15 protein-coding genes and 1 pseudogene are annotated in these 17,085 nt (G+C 59.9%); all 16 read left to right on the forward strand.

The features are described 5' to 3' along the window. Positions 1-64 precede the first annotated feature (64 nt). Positions 65-1,714: a GspE/PulE family protein gene (locus ACN0X9_RS08230; protein ID WP_417487199.1), complete on the forward strand. Its 1,650-nt coding sequence runs from the start codon at positions 65-67 to the stop codon at positions 1,712-1,714. After that, the gene (locus tag ACN0X9_RS08235) at positions 1,704-2,912 is read left to right on the forward strand and encodes a type II secretion system F family protein (RefSeq protein WP_417487134.1); all 1,209 of its coding nucleotides are present in this window, start codon (positions 1,704-1,706) and stop codon (positions 2,910-2,912) included. The genes ACN0X9_RS08230 and ACN0X9_RS08235 overlap by 11 nt, the downstream gene beginning before the upstream one ends. Beyond that, positions 2,896-3,339, forward strand: coding sequence for a type II secretion system major pseudopilin GspG (gene gspG, locus ACN0X9_RS08240; protein WP_417487135.1), 444 nt, complete (start codon positions 2,896-2,898; stop codon positions 3,337-3,339). Before ACN0X9_RS08235 ends, gspG begins: the two co-directional genes overlap by 17 nt. Continuing rightward, a pseudogene (locus ACN0X9_RS08245) lies at positions 3,311-3,424 on the forward strand (prepilin-type N-terminal cleavage/methylation domain-containing protein); the annotation flags it as partial. The gene gspG and the pseudogene ACN0X9_RS08245, both read left to right, overlap by 29 nt. Positions 3,425-3,809: 385 nt before the next feature. Further along, positions 3,810-4,157, forward strand: a complete 348-nt coding sequence (locus ACN0X9_RS08250; RefSeq protein WP_417487136.1) for a hypothetical protein — start codon at positions 3,810-3,812, stop codon at positions 4,155-4,157. Beyond that, positions 4,154-4,786 carry a type II secretion system protein gene (locus ACN0X9_RS08255; protein WP_417487137.1) on the forward strand — a complete coding sequence of 211 codons (633 nt, stop codon included), beginning with the start codon at positions 4,154-4,156 and terminating at the stop codon, positions 4,784-4,786. Before ACN0X9_RS08250 ends, ACN0X9_RS08255 begins: the two co-directional genes overlap by 4 nt. Beyond that, a complete protein-coding gene (locus ACN0X9_RS08260) occupies positions 4,777-5,733 on the forward strand; it encodes a hypothetical protein (RefSeq protein WP_417487138.1) in 957 nt (318 codons plus the stop codon). Before ACN0X9_RS08255 ends, ACN0X9_RS08260 begins: the two co-directional genes overlap by 10 nt. Next, entirely contained in the window at positions 5,723-6,298 is a 576-nt protein-coding gene (locus ACN0X9_RS08265; RefSeq protein ID WP_417487139.1) for a hypothetical protein, read from the forward strand. Before ACN0X9_RS08260 ends, ACN0X9_RS08265 begins: the two co-directional genes overlap by 11 nt. Then, on the forward strand, positions 6,298-6,705 hold the full coding sequence (locus tag ACN0X9_RS08270) for a hypothetical protein (RefSeq protein WP_417487140.1): 408 nt from the start codon (positions 6,298-6,300) through the stop codon (positions 6,703-6,705). Before ACN0X9_RS08265 ends, ACN0X9_RS08270 begins: the two co-directional genes overlap by 1 nt. A gap of 77 nt (positions 6,706-6,782) precedes the next feature. After that, entirely contained in the window at positions 6,783-8,840 is a 2,058-nt protein-coding gene (gene gspD, locus ACN0X9_RS08275) for a type II secretion system secretin GspD (protein WP_417487141.1), read from the forward strand. Between the two features lie 8 nt (positions 8,841-8,848). Next, positions 8,849-9,625 (forward strand): general secretion pathway protein GspK, encoded by a 777-nt coding sequence (locus ACN0X9_RS08280; protein WP_417487142.1) that lies wholly within the window; start codon positions 8,849-8,851, stop codon positions 9,623-9,625. Continuing rightward, positions 9,571-12,753 (forward strand): FG-GAP-like repeat-containing protein, encoded by a 3,183-nt coding sequence (locus tag ACN0X9_RS08285; RefSeq protein ID WP_417487143.1) that lies wholly within the window; start codon positions 9,571-9,573, stop codon positions 12,751-12,753. The genes ACN0X9_RS08280 and ACN0X9_RS08285 overlap by 55 nt, the downstream gene beginning before the upstream one ends. Next, positions 12,750-13,970, forward strand: coding sequence for a tetratricopeptide repeat protein (locus tag ACN0X9_RS08290; RefSeq protein WP_417487144.1), 1,221 nt, complete (start codon positions 12,750-12,752; stop codon positions 13,968-13,970). The genes ACN0X9_RS08285 and ACN0X9_RS08290 overlap by 4 nt, the downstream gene beginning before the upstream one ends. Positions 13,971-13,977: 7 nt before the next feature. Then, positions 13,978-15,261 (forward strand): tetratricopeptide repeat protein, encoded by a 1,284-nt coding sequence (locus tag ACN0X9_RS08295; RefSeq protein WP_417487145.1) that lies wholly within the window; start codon positions 13,978-13,980, stop codon positions 15,259-15,261. 87 nt (positions 15,262-15,348) lie between these two features. Continuing rightward, positions 15,349-15,804, forward strand: coding sequence for a hypothetical protein (locus ACN0X9_RS08300; protein WP_417487146.1), 456 nt, complete (start codon positions 15,349-15,351; stop codon positions 15,802-15,804). A 26-nt stretch (positions 15,805-15,830) separates the two neighbouring features. Beyond that, a complete protein-coding gene (locus ACN0X9_RS08305) occupies positions 15,831-16,958 on the forward strand; it encodes a hypothetical protein (protein ID WP_417487147.1) in 1,128 nt (375 codons plus the stop codon). Positions 16,959-17,085: the final 127 nt, after the last annotated feature.

The raw sequence follows: 17,085 nt of genomic DNA on the forward strand, positions 1-17,085 counted from the left end.
ACCATCAACGGGACTACCAACGATGGTCGCCTCACCGACATGTGCCCGCTAAGCTGTCGTGGCCATGACCGATACGCTTGCCCTCTCTGACCGCATCCGCTTGGACCGTATGGTCGATGCAGGTCTGATTACCCAGGCAGAATCCGTGCACGCCGCGGCACTGCAGCGCCAGACCCGCGAGCCTTTGGACCGTGTCCTCGCTCAAGCCGGACTGGCGACAGAGCTGCGCATCGCGCAGTTTTTTTCCGAGGCATATGAAACGCCGCTGGCGGTGCTACCAGAGACACCAGCCTGTTCAGACACACCCGGCCTCGATGCGGTATTCGGTCAGCTAAACCCACTCTTTCTTCAATCGGAGCGGATATGGCCGCTCGCTCTGGAAGGCGACGATCTGATTGCCGGAATTGTGGATCCAGACAATCAGGATGCCCTCGCTGGGCTGGAATTCGCAACAGGCGTGCGAGTCAGGCCGATGGTCCTGACCCAGACGCAATTTGAGGCTTGCAGTGCGTCAACCAGATCGGCGGATGCCGAACTCACTGATGCAACAGACCTGGACCTGGCGGCCGATACCGAACGATTGCGGGACATGGCCACCGCGGGCCCCGTCATCCGCCAGCTGGACAATGTGATCTCGGCCGCAAGCCGGTCCCGGGCGTCGGACATACATATCGAGCTCCAACAGCGCGATGCCAAGATCCGTTTTCGGGTGGATGGGTTGTTGCGAGACATGGAAACCTGGGGTCTGGCCCAGGCCCTGGCTGTAATTTCACGCGTCAAAGTTCTCGCTGACCTAGACATAACGGAACGGAGACGGCCGCAGGATGGACGCTTTTCCGTCCCCGTATCCGGGCACTCGCTCGACCTCCGGGTGTCGGTCGTTCCCGGCCAGTACGGTGAAAGCCTGGTCATCAGATTGCTCGACACCAGTTCCACTTTGAACACGCTCAGCGATCTTGGCATGTCGAAAGCTGTAGCGACTGTCGCGAAAGAAGCCCTGGCCAAACCACATGGCCTGATTTTGGTCACCGGCCCTACCGGCAGTGGCAAGACAACGACCCTTTATGCATTTCTCCGACAACTAGCGACCACTGAACGCAAAATTCTCACGATCGAGGATCCGATCGAATATCGCCTGAACGGCGTTGCCCAGTCTCAGACTAACTCGGCCATCGGAGTGACTTTTTCAAGCGCACTCCGGGCCTTTCTGCGCCACGACCCTGATGTGGTGATGGTTGGCGAAATCCGCGACGACGAGACCGCTCGAACCGCTGTTCAAGCGGCTATGACGGGACATCTCGTGCTCTCAACCCTACATACCAATGACGCGGAGTCGGCGGTCTTGCGACTTCGGGACATGGGGATTGAAGACTATCTCATCGCGGCGACCCTTGTAGCGGCATTCGGTCAGCGTCTGATCCGCAAGACGTGTGTGAACTGCCACGGAAACGGGTGCGCTCATTGTCAGTCGACCGGGTTTTCTGGCAGGGCCGCGATTTCGGAAGGCTTCCTGGTTGATGATCTGGTCCGAAGCGCCATCCGAAGCGATAACCCGGAAACGGCGCTGGCCTCGGCCCTGGCTCAGGGCGGTTACAAGCGAATGTGGTCCGACGGGCTGTCCAAAGTGAAATCCGGTTTGACAACAATGGACGAGTTGACCCGAACGCTCTCTGATCTCCGCCTCGCAGACAATATGCCTGTCCATGACGACTGACCCCATCTCATTTCGTTTTCTGGGTGAAACGGCCCAAGGAAAGATGGAAAGCGGCGAACTGCGCGCGACCCACGTCGATCACGCCCGCCAAAAGCTGGAAGCCCGTGGTCTAGCTGTCGTCGAGCTGAAGCCAGTCAGGCAACGACAGGGCCTGTTTTCCAGACGATCAAGTCTCAACCAGCCGATGCTCACGGAGTTTACGCGGGGCCTCGCAGATATGGTGCATTCGGCCGTTCCGGTTCCTGATGCGCTGCAATTCATTATCGAAGCAGAACCCCAACGCCCCATTCGGCTGTTCGCCGAACGCATCGAACAGGCAGTGCGCGCCGGCACTTCGCTGAGCCACGCGATGGAACAAGACCCGGCCCAGCCAGACCGTCTCCTGGTATCTGCGGTCGCGGCCGGCGAACGATCGGGTCAGCTGGGTGTAGCACTAGGATATGTAGCCGACCGACTAGAAAGAGCGCGCGAAATTCGAGACATGCTTGTCGGCCAGATAGTTTACCCTGTAATCCTGATGAGCGTCATTTTCCTCACTCTGCTATTCCTCTCATTCTTCATCCTTCCGCAATTCGAAGCGATTTTCTCCGCAGCCGGGGCCAACCCACCGGTCGAAACGCGTTTGGTTCTGTCGGCAGGGTCTTTCATCCGACAATTCGGCATATGGTTGCCCGCCGTAGCGGCGGGCCTCGCTTGGGGTGTCTTGCAAATCTGGCGACGAAACCCTTTGCTCGCCGGGCGTCTGCAGCGATCGGTTCCCGTTCTGGGACCTGCTCTTACAGCCCTGGATGCAGCCGGTTACAGCCGCACCATGGGGGTCCTGCTTGGGACCGGCGTTCCGCTGGTCCGCGCCGCAGAGGTGGCCGCAGAATCCGTCACCAATGTTGGCAGCCGGACCAATCTGCGAGCAGCCATCGGGGCCGTTCGCGGGGGTCGCCCCCTTTCACAGGCGTTGACGCAGGCCGGTGGGATGCCCGAAGCTCTGATCAGGCAGATCCGCTTGGGAGAAGCGAGTGGGGATCTGGGTCGGGTCTTCATCCGGGCCGCCTCGCGGTATGAGCGGGAAGCCGAGGGACGGTTGAAGCGATTGACAGATTTGCTGGGCCCGGCGCTTATCCTCGTCTTGGGCGGCTGTGTGGGAATTGTGATCGCCGCGGTCCTGTCGGGAGTATTGAGTCTCAATGATGCCATCTACTAGGCCTTCGAAGGAGCGCGCGCCGAAAGAAGCCGGCCTCACCTTGTTCGAGCTTCTGGTCGTCCTTGTCATAATCGGGATTCTCGGGACGATTGTCGGCCCACGAGTGATCGGATATGTGGGCCGGTCGCGAACCGACGTGGCGGCGGCTCAACTGGGCTCGATCCAGACTTCACTTGAACTCTACTACCTTGATGTTGGCCGCTATCCGACGGCTGAGGAGGGTTTGAGCGCGCTGGTCACCGCGCCCGAGAACGTCCAATCTTGGCGCGGACCGTATTTTGGCCAGGAATCGGGTCTGATTGACCCTTGGGGACGCCCCTACCTGTATCAAATGAACGCGGAAACCGGTCGGGTCACAGTCGGTACGTTTGGACGAGATGGTGTCGAAGGCGGAAGCGATGAAGCGGCTGACATCTTCCGAAACTAGGTCAGCAATCCCGGGCCCGATCGATGCGGGAGTGACGCTACTTGAGACCATGGTCGCGTTGGCCATCCTCGCGCTATCGACAAGTCTGGTGACTGTCACGCTCCTGCCCCGGCAATCCGAACGGGAGCTGGAAAGTATTTCAGGGCAATTGGCGTTGAACCTCCAGGCAGCGGGCGCCGAGGCTCAAATAGCGGGCGCGTCCATAGAACTAATTGTGCTGGAACATGGCTATCGAATTCCGGCGTTGGGCAGAGATGTAGAGTGGGCGGAGTCTGTGGGAGCGCGTTGGCATATTGCGACCCCGGATGGCTGGAGGACGATGTCCCGTCTGTCGCTAACCGGACCGTCGCTCACAGCCCGGGAAACCCGTATCGACCTCTCGTTGGGCGATCAGACCCGGACGGTTCGGATAGAAGCGCTTTCGGCGCGTGTCAGTCATGACTGAACGGACACATCACCACGGATACGCTTTGACCGAGACATTGGTGGCGATGGTTATCGCCATGGCGACTGTGGTCACGGTCATGGCGGGCCTCGCCTCCGCCTCCGAGAGCTCACGCGCAGCCGCAGGGCGGCAACAGGACATATTGGCGTTGCGCAATATCGAAGCCCGGTTGCGGGCCGGAATTTCACCAAACGCGATCGCCGACCAATACCCGGCCTGGCGAATTGAATTGTTGCCGGCTGATCGACCTGCCGATCCACAAACCGGTGCGGTCTTGACCGTCGCCTTCATCAGTCGACACGATGCCCGGGGCTCTGATCTCGAGGTCGTGTTTCTCGAACCCGGCACACGAGCGGTCGGAGGTCGGCCGTGACAGCCGCTCTCAAATCCTCACGAATGTCCGGTTTCACCCTGATCGAGGCCCTCATGTCGGTTCTCGTCCTTGCAACGATAACAGCGTTGCTGGTCCCGGCCGTATTTGGCGGCATCAGGCTGGAAAGGGCCGTCGCCACCCGGTTGGCGGTGCGAGAGCAACACTACCGTCTCGACACGCTGCTGAGCGAAGCATTGCTCCACACGCAGCCCTTGCCGGCGGACTTCGGGGCGCCGGCTCTCGAAGGCGACGCGCGCAGCATCAGGATCGCCACGAGAATTCAGGACTCTGGGCACCTGTCTTGGCTTGTCGTCACTTTTTCAGGGACGACTGCGACGCTGGAACTGATCCCGTTCTTCGGCCGGTCTCCTAGTCTTACCTCCATCACGCTTGACGCGGTCGGCCGCAATCCGCGCTTCCACTATTTCGGTCGGGACCCAGCGCGCGGTCAATTGGCCTGGACCGACGAGTGGTCCTATAGTCACTTGCCCAGGCTTGTGGTTCTCGACTTTGATCCTGTTGATGGCGACAGTCGCCGACTGGAAATAGCCGTGCCATCGAATGGCGGCTTTACATGCAGTTTCGATTCAGGGCTGGGTGCATGTCTGGGGGGGGATCCATGGCACTGAATCCATCATTGTTCGATCTCGTACGCACAATTGATGAAGTCCAGACTTGGGCTTTCGATAAGGTTTGCCAACAGCTTCCCCGCCCCATCGCACGCCTTGGCAATCGGGCTGTCGCCCGACTGGCACAACTGGACGAGAGGGGTCGGATATCGGAGCGCGGCATTCTTGTGCGATCATGGTTTGGCGATGAACATGTTGTCCAGAAACATCCCCGGTCCGCTGCACTGCCGCTACGCCTCGCCCTTCCGGTGAGCCGTGTATTCAGTCGGCGCGTCGCGATTCATCCGGCAATCATTGCGCGGGGAGAGGCCGCCATCAGGACACGCTTGGCAAGGGTCACTCCGTTGCCGGAGAGCGAGGCGATGCTGGTGTGGTCTCTCGCCGGTAAAACGACCGCAGACCAAGCCGACATCAAGGTTTGGGTGGCCCACAAGGAACAAGTAGAGCAGGCAGCCAACCTTGCTAGCGAGGCGGCCAACGACTGGGAAGTGGTCCCTGAGGACACCTTGGCTGGTGAGCGTTGCCCTGCGTTTATCTCCGCCACCCGCTCATCCCTTTTCAGGGCGATGAATTCCACACTGGTTTCCGGCCTGGTTGTCACGGCTGTTGTCTGCGCGGTTCTGATAGCTGCAGATTTTAGACAGGCTCGCGCCCTGGATGCGACCATTGCGGCCCGCGAGGCAATGCTGATCAGGGCAGCGCACCTTCGTGACCTTGCCGAAATTCGACCCGATGTCGATGCAGTTCTGGACGTTGAAAATAGCTACACTCGGCCGCCAGCCCTGCTGGGCCTTCTGCAGGAATTCGCCAGTTCCGCTGCTTCACCGATCGGGATTTCGAGGATGGAACTGATCGACCCGTCAACCCTGCGGGTCTCGGTCGCCGACACGGACAGCCCCGCAATCGACTACAACCTGCCCGGTCAGGAAACGCCCGATGATCCGTGAGCTAATGCGCAATTTGCCGCCACGCTGGGCCATCTGGGTGGCCTGGTTTGCCGTCATCGTTCCTGTCCTGGCGCCGCTCGCCTTGGTGGGCACCCTGGCACTCCCTGTGATTGCTCGGACAACCGAGTTGGCCGACGCGCGCCAACAAGTCTCCCTGCTTGCCGAACGCCTCGCCGCTGGTGAATCCGAATTCCGGGCCTGGCATGAGGGCCTCGCTCGCACGCCGAACGAAGTCACCGAATATTTTGATCGAGAGCGATCCCGCGAAGTTTTTGAAGCTGCGTATGACCGCTTTGTCGACGCCGCAGAAACCTCCGCCGTCCGAACCAGGCAGGCCGGGGCTGTTCGCGAAATTCCAGTCAACGACACGGTCGGCGATTTCCAAGCCCTTTGGGTTGGACGAGGGCCGCCAGAAGCTGTCTTCGAGCTCCTTCTTGACCAGCAGGAAAGCCCGCTCCGGATTGCGAGCTTCACCTTGCGTTCGACAGATGCCCAAGGAACGGTCGAAGTCGATGCGGTCATCGAGTTTCGCAAATCCTTTTTGCTGAACGGAGCTACAAACTGATGCGCTGGCCCCTCGCTTTCATCGGGACCGGTATCGCCGTCACGGTCGCGCTCCTGGCCTGGCCACAGGATGAGGCCAGACTTGATAGCGCAGACCTTTTCCCCCACCAGGCCGTAGCCCGTGTGAATTCCGGCGAATGGTCCCGCGCCCTGGCCAACCGTTTCGTTGCATCATCGCGAGCCGATCGGCCGACTTCGCAAACCCAAAACAGCCCGCTCGAGTCCGTCTCCCTGATTGGAACGATCGAGGACGAGCGCGGTGGTTGGGCGCTGCTAATGCGGGCGGGGGAGCTGACCACACTGGCAATCGGCTCCGAGATTGATGGGTACGTGCTGGTCGAGCTGACGCCGGAGGAAGCCGTGTTTGAACGAAACGGGTCCAGAATCTCAATTGCACGCGCAAGCTGACGCGGCGGCAAACTTTGCTGGCTAGGACTCGAACTGCCCGGTAGGCTTGCGAGCCGTCAACATGAGGAGGCGATAAAGTGTTTGAGCGTGGTTTGGTGCGAGCGATTGCGCTCACAACCTGCATCGTCGGCATTTCAGGGTGTGCAACCCTGACTCCGAATGCGGCGAACGTACACAATGATCAATACGCGCGTCAGCCACTTGCCTCCCATACCACTCCAGAGCCATCGACGCCGGTACAGGCGGAGGGGTCAGACCGCGTATCATCTTCCGAAGCCGCCAATGCAGTACGTGAGGCGGACAGGCTTGTGTATTTTGACAGGCGCGTCGGGTCGCACCTCAGTGGCCGCGCCGTCACTGGAGACCTGACCGGTCGCACACTGAGATTAAACTTTACCAATGCGCCAGTAGCTGAAGTCGTCCAGGCCGTAGTCGGCGATGCCCTGGGTCAGACCGTGATGGTCGCCGATGGTGTCGACGGGCGAATTTCGCTGACTTCTCCAGAACCCGCGCCCGCGCTTGCTGCGTTGGCCGCGCTTGAAACAGTGCTCGCCGAGTCAAACCTGGTGCTCGCCGCCCGGGAATCCGGCTTCCTGCTCGCGCGACTCTCCGACTCCCAACCATCACTTGATGGGATGTGGGGAGAGCTGGGGTATGGAGGCCGGGTTGTCTCGGTACGGCATACGGCCCCGTCTGCCATCATTTCGCTGATTGATCCGTTCCTGTCGGACCGGGTCGAGGCGGTGCCCCACGACGAGTTGGGCATCCTTATTCTGGCTGGCCCCGGATCCGATATAGATGCTGCCCGGGATGCCGTTGAAACGTTTGACCGTCCTCTCCTTACCGACCGGATCGTCGGTCTGTTCGAGCTTCGGTACGTATCGGCGGAAACTGCCGAGACGGAAATCGATACGGTGCTCAACGGTTTGGGAGTTTCGTCGCAGTCGGTTCAAACGATTGCCATGCCGAGACTGAACATGTTGCTCATTAGCGCGCGTGAACAGTCCCAGTTCGAACAGGCCCGCGGGTGGATCGAACGCTTTGACCGTCCGTCTGCCGGATCCGAACGGCGCCTGCGCTATCATCTTGTGAACAATACGCCTGCAACAACACTCGCCACACAGATCACGGCGGCCTTTGCAGGCGGCCAAACCGGCGACGGAGCGGTGTTCGAGCCTCGGTTTGCTGACGACTCGGCGACCGAGCGGAGCGAGGAGGCCGACAGGGCAGGTCGATTGGCCATCATTCCGGACGAGTTGAACAACGCACTCATCATCCGGGCCACTGACCAAGAGTATCGCGAGATAATCGAGCTCGTCGAACGCATGGATGTTATGCCGCCTCAAGTCTTGATCGAAGCCACCATCGCCGAAGTACGACTGGCTGACGGGCTCGACTTCGGGGTCCGTTGGTTCTTCGAAAATACCAATGGAAGCGAAACTTCTACGGCGAGCTTTTCCGACAGCACAACCGGCGGGACCGACCCGACCTTCCCGGGCTTCAATTATGCGTTCTCCGGAACAGATATTACGGCGACGCTCAGTGCGCTTCGGTCGATCACGGATGTGACGATCCTGTCGGCCCCGTCGATCATGGTACAGAACAATCAGACAGCCCACCTGCAAGTCGGCGACGAGGTTCCGATCGTGACGCAGACGGCCACCTCCGTCAGCGAAAACAACGCGCCGATAGTGTCATCCGTCGAGCTTCGCGAAACCGGCGTCATTCTACAGGTTACCCCGCGGATCAACGTCAACGGGATGGTGGTTCTCGAGGTCAACCAGGAAGTCTCGAGCGTCCGCCCCACTACAACTTCGGGAATAGATTCTCCAACGATCCAGAAGCTCGAGTTCACGAGTACCGTATCGGTGCGCAGCTCCAGCACGATAGCCTTGGGTGGCCTGATCCGTCAGTCACAGTCAGACAATGAGGCCCGCATTCCCCTGTTGGGCGACGTGCCCGCAATCGGCAACATGTTCCGCAGCCGTGGAATATCGAGTGAGCGAAGCGAACTCGTTATTTTTCTCACCCCGAGGATCATCCAGTCCGAAGCGGAGTCGTCGGCCGCCCTCATCCACGTCCGCCGACAACTTGAAGCCCTGGAGGCACGACAACCCGACCTCTTCGACCGATGAAACGCGCCATGTCCGGGGATGATCGCGGCTCTGCGCTGATCTTTGTCCTCTGGACGTCAGGCCTGCTCGCCGCCTTATTGTTGGCGGTCACCGCGTTGGTGCACGTCCACATGCGGACGGCCAGCGCAGCTCAGGGCGAATTGACTGCGAATTCCGTCCTGCGTTCCGCGCTAGAGGTCGCAGCATTCGACATCGCGACCGGCGGCAGGACCCAACTGGCGAGCTTGCCAACAACTTTGCAAATGGGCGAGCATGCCGTGACTGTACGGCTGGCCCAAGCCCAGCACCTTTTGGACGTGAACATGGCAGATCAGCAGCAATTGAGCGCCCTGTTCGAACAATTGGGAGAGTCAGAACCGGCCGCAGCCAGGCTGGCAGATGAGATCCTCGACTGGCGGGATTCAGATGACCGGGTTCGCGCGTTGGGCGCCGAAGCCACGGAGTACGCAGCCCGAGGCGAGGAAGCGCCACAAAATCGGCCCTTCGTGTCCATCGAGGAAGTTGGGGCTGTCCTGTCTGTGACGCCACGCCGACTGGCTTGCCTGGCTCCGTTCGTGACCGTCCTGGGCGGCACTCCCCCACCAGCGAGGGACTCGGGGCGCTTTGCGGCCACATCGGAGATTGAGGGAATGCGCGTGGCGCTGGAGGCAAGCCTCACCTTGCCCTCTGGACATCGCCGCTCAATGGTTGGACTGGCAGCTTTCAGAGTCCGGCCTGACTCACCCTATCAATGGATCGCGTTCGGCGAGGATTCACTACAGACCGAGAGGTGTACGCCAAGATGAACAAGACAAGTTTGCGAGCAGACCTGATCCGGGGCGACCAGTCGAAACGATTGGTTTTCGCCGCATTGGTCATGATTGCACTGGCGACCTTCTTCTGGACGAGTTCACGCTACCCATCCCTCGACGAGAAAGCGATGATGAGCGGCGCCATCCAGCTGGAGGACCCACTCGGCTTCGAAGCCCTCATTGCCCTCGACCCAACAGCCAGCACGATTGAACGGATTGGCGTTTCGACCGTGAACTGGATCAACACCAACAAGAAGGGAATGACTTTCGGCTGGCTATTCGGCGCTGCGTTTCTCACGCTGCTCGGCTATTTCCGGCGACGCAACTTCAAGAATAGTTTCGCCAATTCCGCCTACGGCCTTGTTATCGGTGCGCCCTTGGGTGTGTGTGTGAATTGTGCCGCGCCGATTGCGCGCGGGCTGTTTCAAGGCGGGTCAAGGGCGGAGACGACCCTGTCCGCAATGATCGCCTCGCCAACCCTGAATGTTGTCGTCCTGACCATGGCGTTCTCCTTGCTGCCATTCTACATCGCGATCACAAAAGTGGTGTTGAGCCTGTTCGTCATCCTCGTCGGCGTTCCGTTGGTCTGTCGGCTGTTGCCGGCCGAACGTCTGCAACGCACCGTCCCCGCTGAGACGCCTGTGCCGCAGGCCCCGTCGCTGCCGGAACCGGGCGCCGAGACCCTCTCCGCCTCCGCAATCGGCTTCCTGACGGACTATCTTCGAAATTTCTGGTTCATTATCCGGGTGACCGCGCCACTGATGTTGTTGGCGGGTTTTCTCGGCGCGGTAGCCGGCACCCTGATCTCGCCTGACCTCGTAAGCGGCCGGGAGTTCGGATTGCTTGGCGTGCTCGCCGCTGGAGCTGTCGGGACTTTCCTGCCTGTTCCGATCGGTTTTGACGTTGTGGTTTCCGGCGCTCTGCTCAACGGTGGCGTCGGCCATGGATTCGTAATGACCCTGGTTTTCACGCTCGGAAGTTTCAGCATCTACTCACTGTTGATTGTCGGTACATCCGTCGGCTGGCGGGCCGGCGGACTGTTGGCCCTCATGGTCGCAACGCTCGGAATCGCCAGCGGGATAGCCGTCGATGCCTACCACAAGTATCAGACACAACGTGCCATTGAGTTGCTCACTTCGGAGGACGAAGTCGGGTTGAGGTTCGATCTGTCGCCCCAGGGCCTGGGACTGGGGTTGACGGTGCAGTCCGCCGAAACCCCACAATCCGCTCCGCCGACAGATGCGATAGTCGTGGAGCGAGTCCCTTATGCAGACCGCCCTCAGGACGACTCGCCATTCACACGCGTTGAGGCTTGGCATCTGGGGATTGACCAACCGATCGAGTTCTCGTTTTCCGACATGTGGCCCCCGTTCTGGGAAGGTCGCAGTGTGGCCAGCGGTGATCTGGACGGCGACGGTCATCCGGATCTGGTGTTCGCATCCACTCGAGTTGGACTTTACATCTACTTCAATGATGGCGACGGCGGGTTTCGCGGCGGAGCCGTCGAAGATGAGCGCCTGGGTTCGCTTCCCGTATTCAATGCGACGATTGTCGACATCGACAATGATGGCTGGCGAGACGTATTCCTGACCACCTACCAGCAGGGAAACTTCATCCTGCCCAACAGGAATGGGCGCCTTGACCCTTCCAGCCTGCAGCCCGTCACAAATCGTCCGGATGCCGTATTGACCCTCGCCACAAGCTTCGGGGATATCGACACCGATGGCGATCTTGACGTGGCACTCGGGAACTGGGCCGCCGGTTGGTATCGGCGAGTCCCCGGGGAGGAGTCCCGAAACCGGATCCTGTTCAACGACGGCGGCGACCTGAACGGTGAACAATTCCTGGAGCTACCGGGCATACCGGGTGAAACGCTCTCAATACTCATGAGTGACGTAGACAGTGATGGAAATCCGGACCTGATAGTTGGCAATGATTTCGAGGTCCCCGACTACGTCTACATCGGTGATGGGGCTGGTGGATTGTCGGCGGTCACACACCAGGACGGTCGCATCCCAATGACCACCAACACAACCATGTCGGTCTCTGCGTTCGATGTTGCGAACAATGGTAGGATGGCGCTGTACTTTGCCCAGATCGCCGGTCGCGCGGACGGCGTGTCCGACCGATTGCGGATGCAGCCGATTGACCGCTATTGCGATGACATCGAGCGGGAGTCTGACCGGGCAATCTGCGAACAGAACATGTCCATCAAGGCGTGGTACCGGCCGGGGAACAGTCTTGACCCTTCAAATGCGCGCCGGTGTTCGGGTTTTGATGAGCCATATCGGTCAGAGTGCCGCGGCATGATGATCAAGGATCTGGCCATCCAGAATGACAATCCGGACATGTGCGACTTGATTCCGGTGAGCCAGCCCAGGATTCAGGCCTATTGCAACATGCACTTCCGACCCGTTCGCCCGATGTCCCGGGACGAGCAATCGGCTGCACTTCCTCAAATTATGTCCCGGAACGTCATGCTCGAGCCCGACGATTCCGGAACCTATCTGGAAACAGCCCAAGTGCGCGGCGTGGAAATTGGCGGGTGGAGTTGGGACGTTTCGGTTGGCGACTTCGACAATAATGGTTGGCAGGATCTCTACATTGTCAACGGCACCTGGGTCCCCAATGAAGTCTCGCCGTCCAACATCCTCTTGAGCAATACCGGTAATGGCTTTGAGGAGAGCACCGAGCAATGGGGCATGACGGACTTTGCCCTCACCGCCGCCGCCAGCGTTCTCGATCTCGACGGTGATGGCGACCTCGACATCATCACCGTGCCTGTGAACGCACCGGTGACCGCGTTCATCAACAATGCCGGTAGCAACTCGATTAGTGTTCGGCTCGAAGACCATGTCGGAAATCGGGATGGAGTTGGCGCGCGAGTGGAAATCATCGATCAACAACTGCCAACCGGATTGCAGTCCCGAGAGATCCAGCTGGGCGGCGGCTTCATGTCGTTTGACTCCACGACAGTGCATTTCGGTCTGGGCGGGCTCAATTCCGTTGACGGACTGAGAGTTCGCTGGCCAGACGGTGAAGTATCGGACATTGAAGGCCCGCTACCGGCGTCAACAACCTACTTGGTTCGACGCCTCTCGCGTGAAGGAGTGACAGAATGAGTCGTCGGTATTTGTATGGTGCAGCCGGACTGGGGGTCTTGGCACTCTCGATTGCCGGCGCTTTCATTCTGTATGGGGCGGGCAACAACCACCGGCTTTCCGACGAACAAATCGAAACGCGTATGGCCGATGCGACCGAAGCATACGGACAGGCCCGCTATCAGGAAGTTGCAGAAATACTCGCCGAACTGGCAACGGCGGAAGTGCCCTTGGCGCAATACAGGCTCGGCATGATGCACCAGCAGGGGCTTGGCGTACCGCGCAATACTGCCAGGGCTATTGAATTGCTCGACGCAGCTGCGGCCAATGGCATGGGTGACGCCCGGGACGCCTTGGTAGAAATCCTTTTGGAGGCGGCTGAAAACGCTGACAGCCCCGAATCCGGCGTCCCCTACTACGAACACGCGGCTTCAATTGGCGACGTGCGGGCCAAAGCCATCCTTGGCTCCTATTATTTTAGTGGGCAAGTCTTGTCCCAGGACCTTGGACGCGGTGTGAACCTGCTGCGGGAAGCTGCAGAGGGCGGGGACGTACGCGCCCAATCAAACCTTGGGTATGCCTATCGAACCGGAACCGGCGTGGTTCGCGACGACGCGGCGGCATTTCGCTGGTATCTCGAAGCGGCGGAAGCCGGCATGGTCCGAGCACAAGCCGCAGTCGGCCTCCTTTACGAGGAGGGTGCCGGAACAGAGCGAAACCTTACGGAAGCCGTCCGCTGGTATCTCAACGCCCTTGAAGCCGGTGCGCCAGGCGTCGCTGTCCGCTTGGGACGCCTCGTCGCTTCAGGAGAGATTCAGGCGGGAAACCACGATGAGGCTGTCGATTGGGTAACATCAGCCGCACGCGGCGGTGACGCGACGTCGATAGAGTGGATTCAAAACGAGTCGGAATCCGGAGATGTTGCTGCGCTGTACGCGTTGGCAACCATGTATGACGTCGGCGAAGGCGTGCCGCAAAACTCGCGTCTCGCCGCCGAAAGCTACCAGCAAGCTGCGGAGCGGGGTTCACCTCCGGCTCAACTGGTAATGGCTCGCCGCATGGCTGCGGGCGAGGACGGCGATCCCGATTATGTTATGGCGCATGTCTGGGCGAACCTGGCGGCGGCCAATGGCGTCGAGGGCGCAGCCGCAGAGCGTGACCTGTTCGGACAATTCCTTTCTCCGGCCGAACTGACCAACGCCCAGGATCTGGCCGCGAGCTGGCGACCCGTGGAATAAGTCGGACATGATGATCAATTCCGCATACCGCTGTACTGGCCGTCTGCTTATCTTGGGGGCCGTATCTGCGCTTCTGGTCACATCGGTCGCTGGCGCACAGGAAACATCCGGGCTGCCCGACGTCGAGGCCGCGCTCGACAGGCAAGCGTATCACTCGGCACTCGAACTGGTTCGGCCTCTCGTGGAGGAAGGCAATCCGGACGCGACTTCCATGCTGGCGCACATGTTTCGCCGCGGCTTGGGCCTTCCGCAGAACTACACCCGGGCCTATGAGCTTGACCGGATAGCCGCGCGGGCTGGCGTGGTCCGCTCGCAGAACGCTCTTGGACACGCTCTGTTGGCTGGTTTCGGTGCCGAGCAGGATATCGAATCTGCGTTGTACTGGTTCGAACAGGCCGCGCTATCCGGGGATCCAGATTTCCAGTTTGACTATGCCGCCACACTAGCGGGCCTGCCTCAACCTGATTTCGAGGCTGCCGCCCGTTGGTATTCACTGGCAGCCGAACAGGGGAATGCCGAAGCCCAGGCCAATCTCGGCGTGCTGTACCTGCAGGGTGACGGAGTAGAGGCCAATGAGGCCGAGGCTGCACGACTGTTTCGAGCTGCCGCTGAATCGGGCAATGCCCAGGCCCAGAACAATCTGGGCCTGTTGCGGGTCCGCGGGATCGGTGTCGAACAGGACTACGAGGCTGCGGCCCACTGGTTTGGCCTGGCTGTGGACCAGGGCTTGGCCGAGGCCATGAGAAACCTCTCCATTCTTCATGAATCAGGCTTCGGAATGCCCGTCGACGAGGAAGCCGCGAGGGCACTTCTGGGTCGAGCCAGGGCGGTAGAGGTCGGGAATGTTGCCAGCCTGATCGAACAACTGGGTGTGCCATTCGACGACAGACTGGTCATGCCGGACTGGAGTCTGCCGATGGACCCCGCCGAGAACGCCGCAGCCGAGGCCGGTGAAACTGTCGCGCTCTATCGGACGGCCTTCAGATATCTTGACGGATTGGGAGTCCGGCAGGACACAAGGCTGGGCCTCGCCCGATTGCAACAAGCTGCGCGCCAGGGGTCCGGCGCCGCAGCGCTCAATCTTTGCGTACTTTATGCCCGGGGCTCCAGGGTTCCCCAGAGCTATCGAACCGCGCTGGTCTGGTGCAGCATCGCGTCCTATCGCGGTCAGGCGCGTGCCGAGCTGTTGCGCGACCGTCTTATTCTCACACTTCCGCCAGATGTCGTCGCAGCAGCCCAATCACAAGTCCCGGACCTGTTGGCGGCCAATGACGGCGGAAACCGGCCCTGATCGCAGAAAACGTAATGTCGCCAAGTGCGAAGGATTGTGTCGCAACCAGCTTGTGTATATGATTCCGCTCGAAATGAGAGGTACTCAATGCGGGTGCAAAATCTGATCTTCCTGGTGGTTGCTGCCATTTGGTTTGTGTCACCATCAGGAGTGGCGATCTCCCAGTCAGATGGCGAGACGTCAGCGGACTCTATTTCGGTCCGACTGGCCGGTACGCGATTGTACTTCGACGGCGAGCCGGGTTTCTTCAATTATTCGGTTCGCGTGACCGGACCCAATGGGTATCTCGGCGAGGTGTTTTCAGCGCGCCGCCCACCGAGTTTCCGTCTGAGCGACCATGGCACCGTTGAGGACGGTGTCTATCGATATGAAGTCACGGCCGCCACCCGCGAGGTGGTCCAGTATTCGACTCCAAGGTCACGCAGCACCAATGGGCGCGATGCGACGTCGCAAGAACCGCGCATTGGAATTGCATCCGACGGCAACTTTCGCGTCGTCAATGGACAAATTTTCGCCTCGTCCGAGGCGGAGTCAGAAACCTGATTATTGCCGCAATGGGGGGCATTCTCGTGAAGCAGTTTCGTACCATAGCCAGTTCGCTGGCCCTCGCTCTCGGACTCTCAGTGGGGGGCCCTGGAGCGACCTCGGCCGACTATCAGCATCTTGATGATGTCATCATCACTTTCAGCCTTTGCGTCGGCAATGACTGCGTCAATGGTGAGAGTTTCGGATTCGACACCCTGCGGCTGAAAGAAAACAATCTCCGCATCCATTTCAACGATACCAGTACCTCAGCCAGCTTTCCCACACGGGACTGGCGTATCGTCATCAATGACTCGGGGAACGGTGGATCCGATTATTTCGCGATCGAAGACTCTGATTCCGGTCGTCAGGTTTTTCGCGTCGATGGCGGAGCGCCATCAAATTCACTCTACGTCGACAGCAGCGGCGAAGTTGGCGTCGGGACCTCGACCCCGGTGACGGAAATCCACGTGGTTGACGGTGACTCTCCGACGCTGCGCCTTGAGCAGAACGGCTCCAGCGGCTTCACCCCGCAAGTCTTCGACCTGGCAGCCAACGAGGCCAATTTCTTCATTCGGGACGTTACCAATGGCAGCCAGCTGCCCTTGCGAATTCAACCGGGCGCCGACAGCAACGCGTTTTACATTGCCTCCAACAACAATATCGGGTTGGGCACAGCAAGCCCCGATGACAACCTTCACATCATCGACTCGTCGGACGGTTACTTCGGCATCACGTTGGAAGATACCGGCGCAACCGGCGGAACCGGTTCCTGGCGCATGGTTCATGGTGGCCAGAACACGACGTTCCGGATTTCCCGGGCCGGTAGTGGCCTGTCCGAGCTCATCCTTTACGAAGGCGGAAACCTGACAATCGGCGGCACGCTCACGACCGCGGGCAGCTGTAGTGTCGGCTGCGATGCGGTGTTTGAAGAAGGCTACGAACTCCCATCGATCGAAGATCACGCCGAAGCCATGTGGACCAATCGTCACTTGCCGAATGTCGGCCCCACGGCCGAGCAAGGCCCGATGAACATCTCGGACAAGGTTGGTGGTATTCTCAATGAGCTTGAGACTGCCCACATCTATATCGAGCAACTTCATCGCGAGCAGCAGGCCTCGCAGGCGCAGATTGCCTATTTCGAGGAACGCCTGACCCGACTTGAACAAAACTGACGGGGCGGGAACGCAAGTCAAATGCAGGGCAGGCCCGTCCGTTCGATGGGCCTGCCCTTTTTTTGACGCCCCGGCAGAGAATCGGGAAGGTCGACATATTCACGCGCAGAGTCAGGCGAGCCCCGCC

It is taken from the genome of Maricaulis sp., assembly GCF_048268525.1.
Taxonomy (GTDB): Bacteria; Pseudomonadota; Alphaproteobacteria; order Caulobacterales; family Maricaulaceae; genus Maricaulis.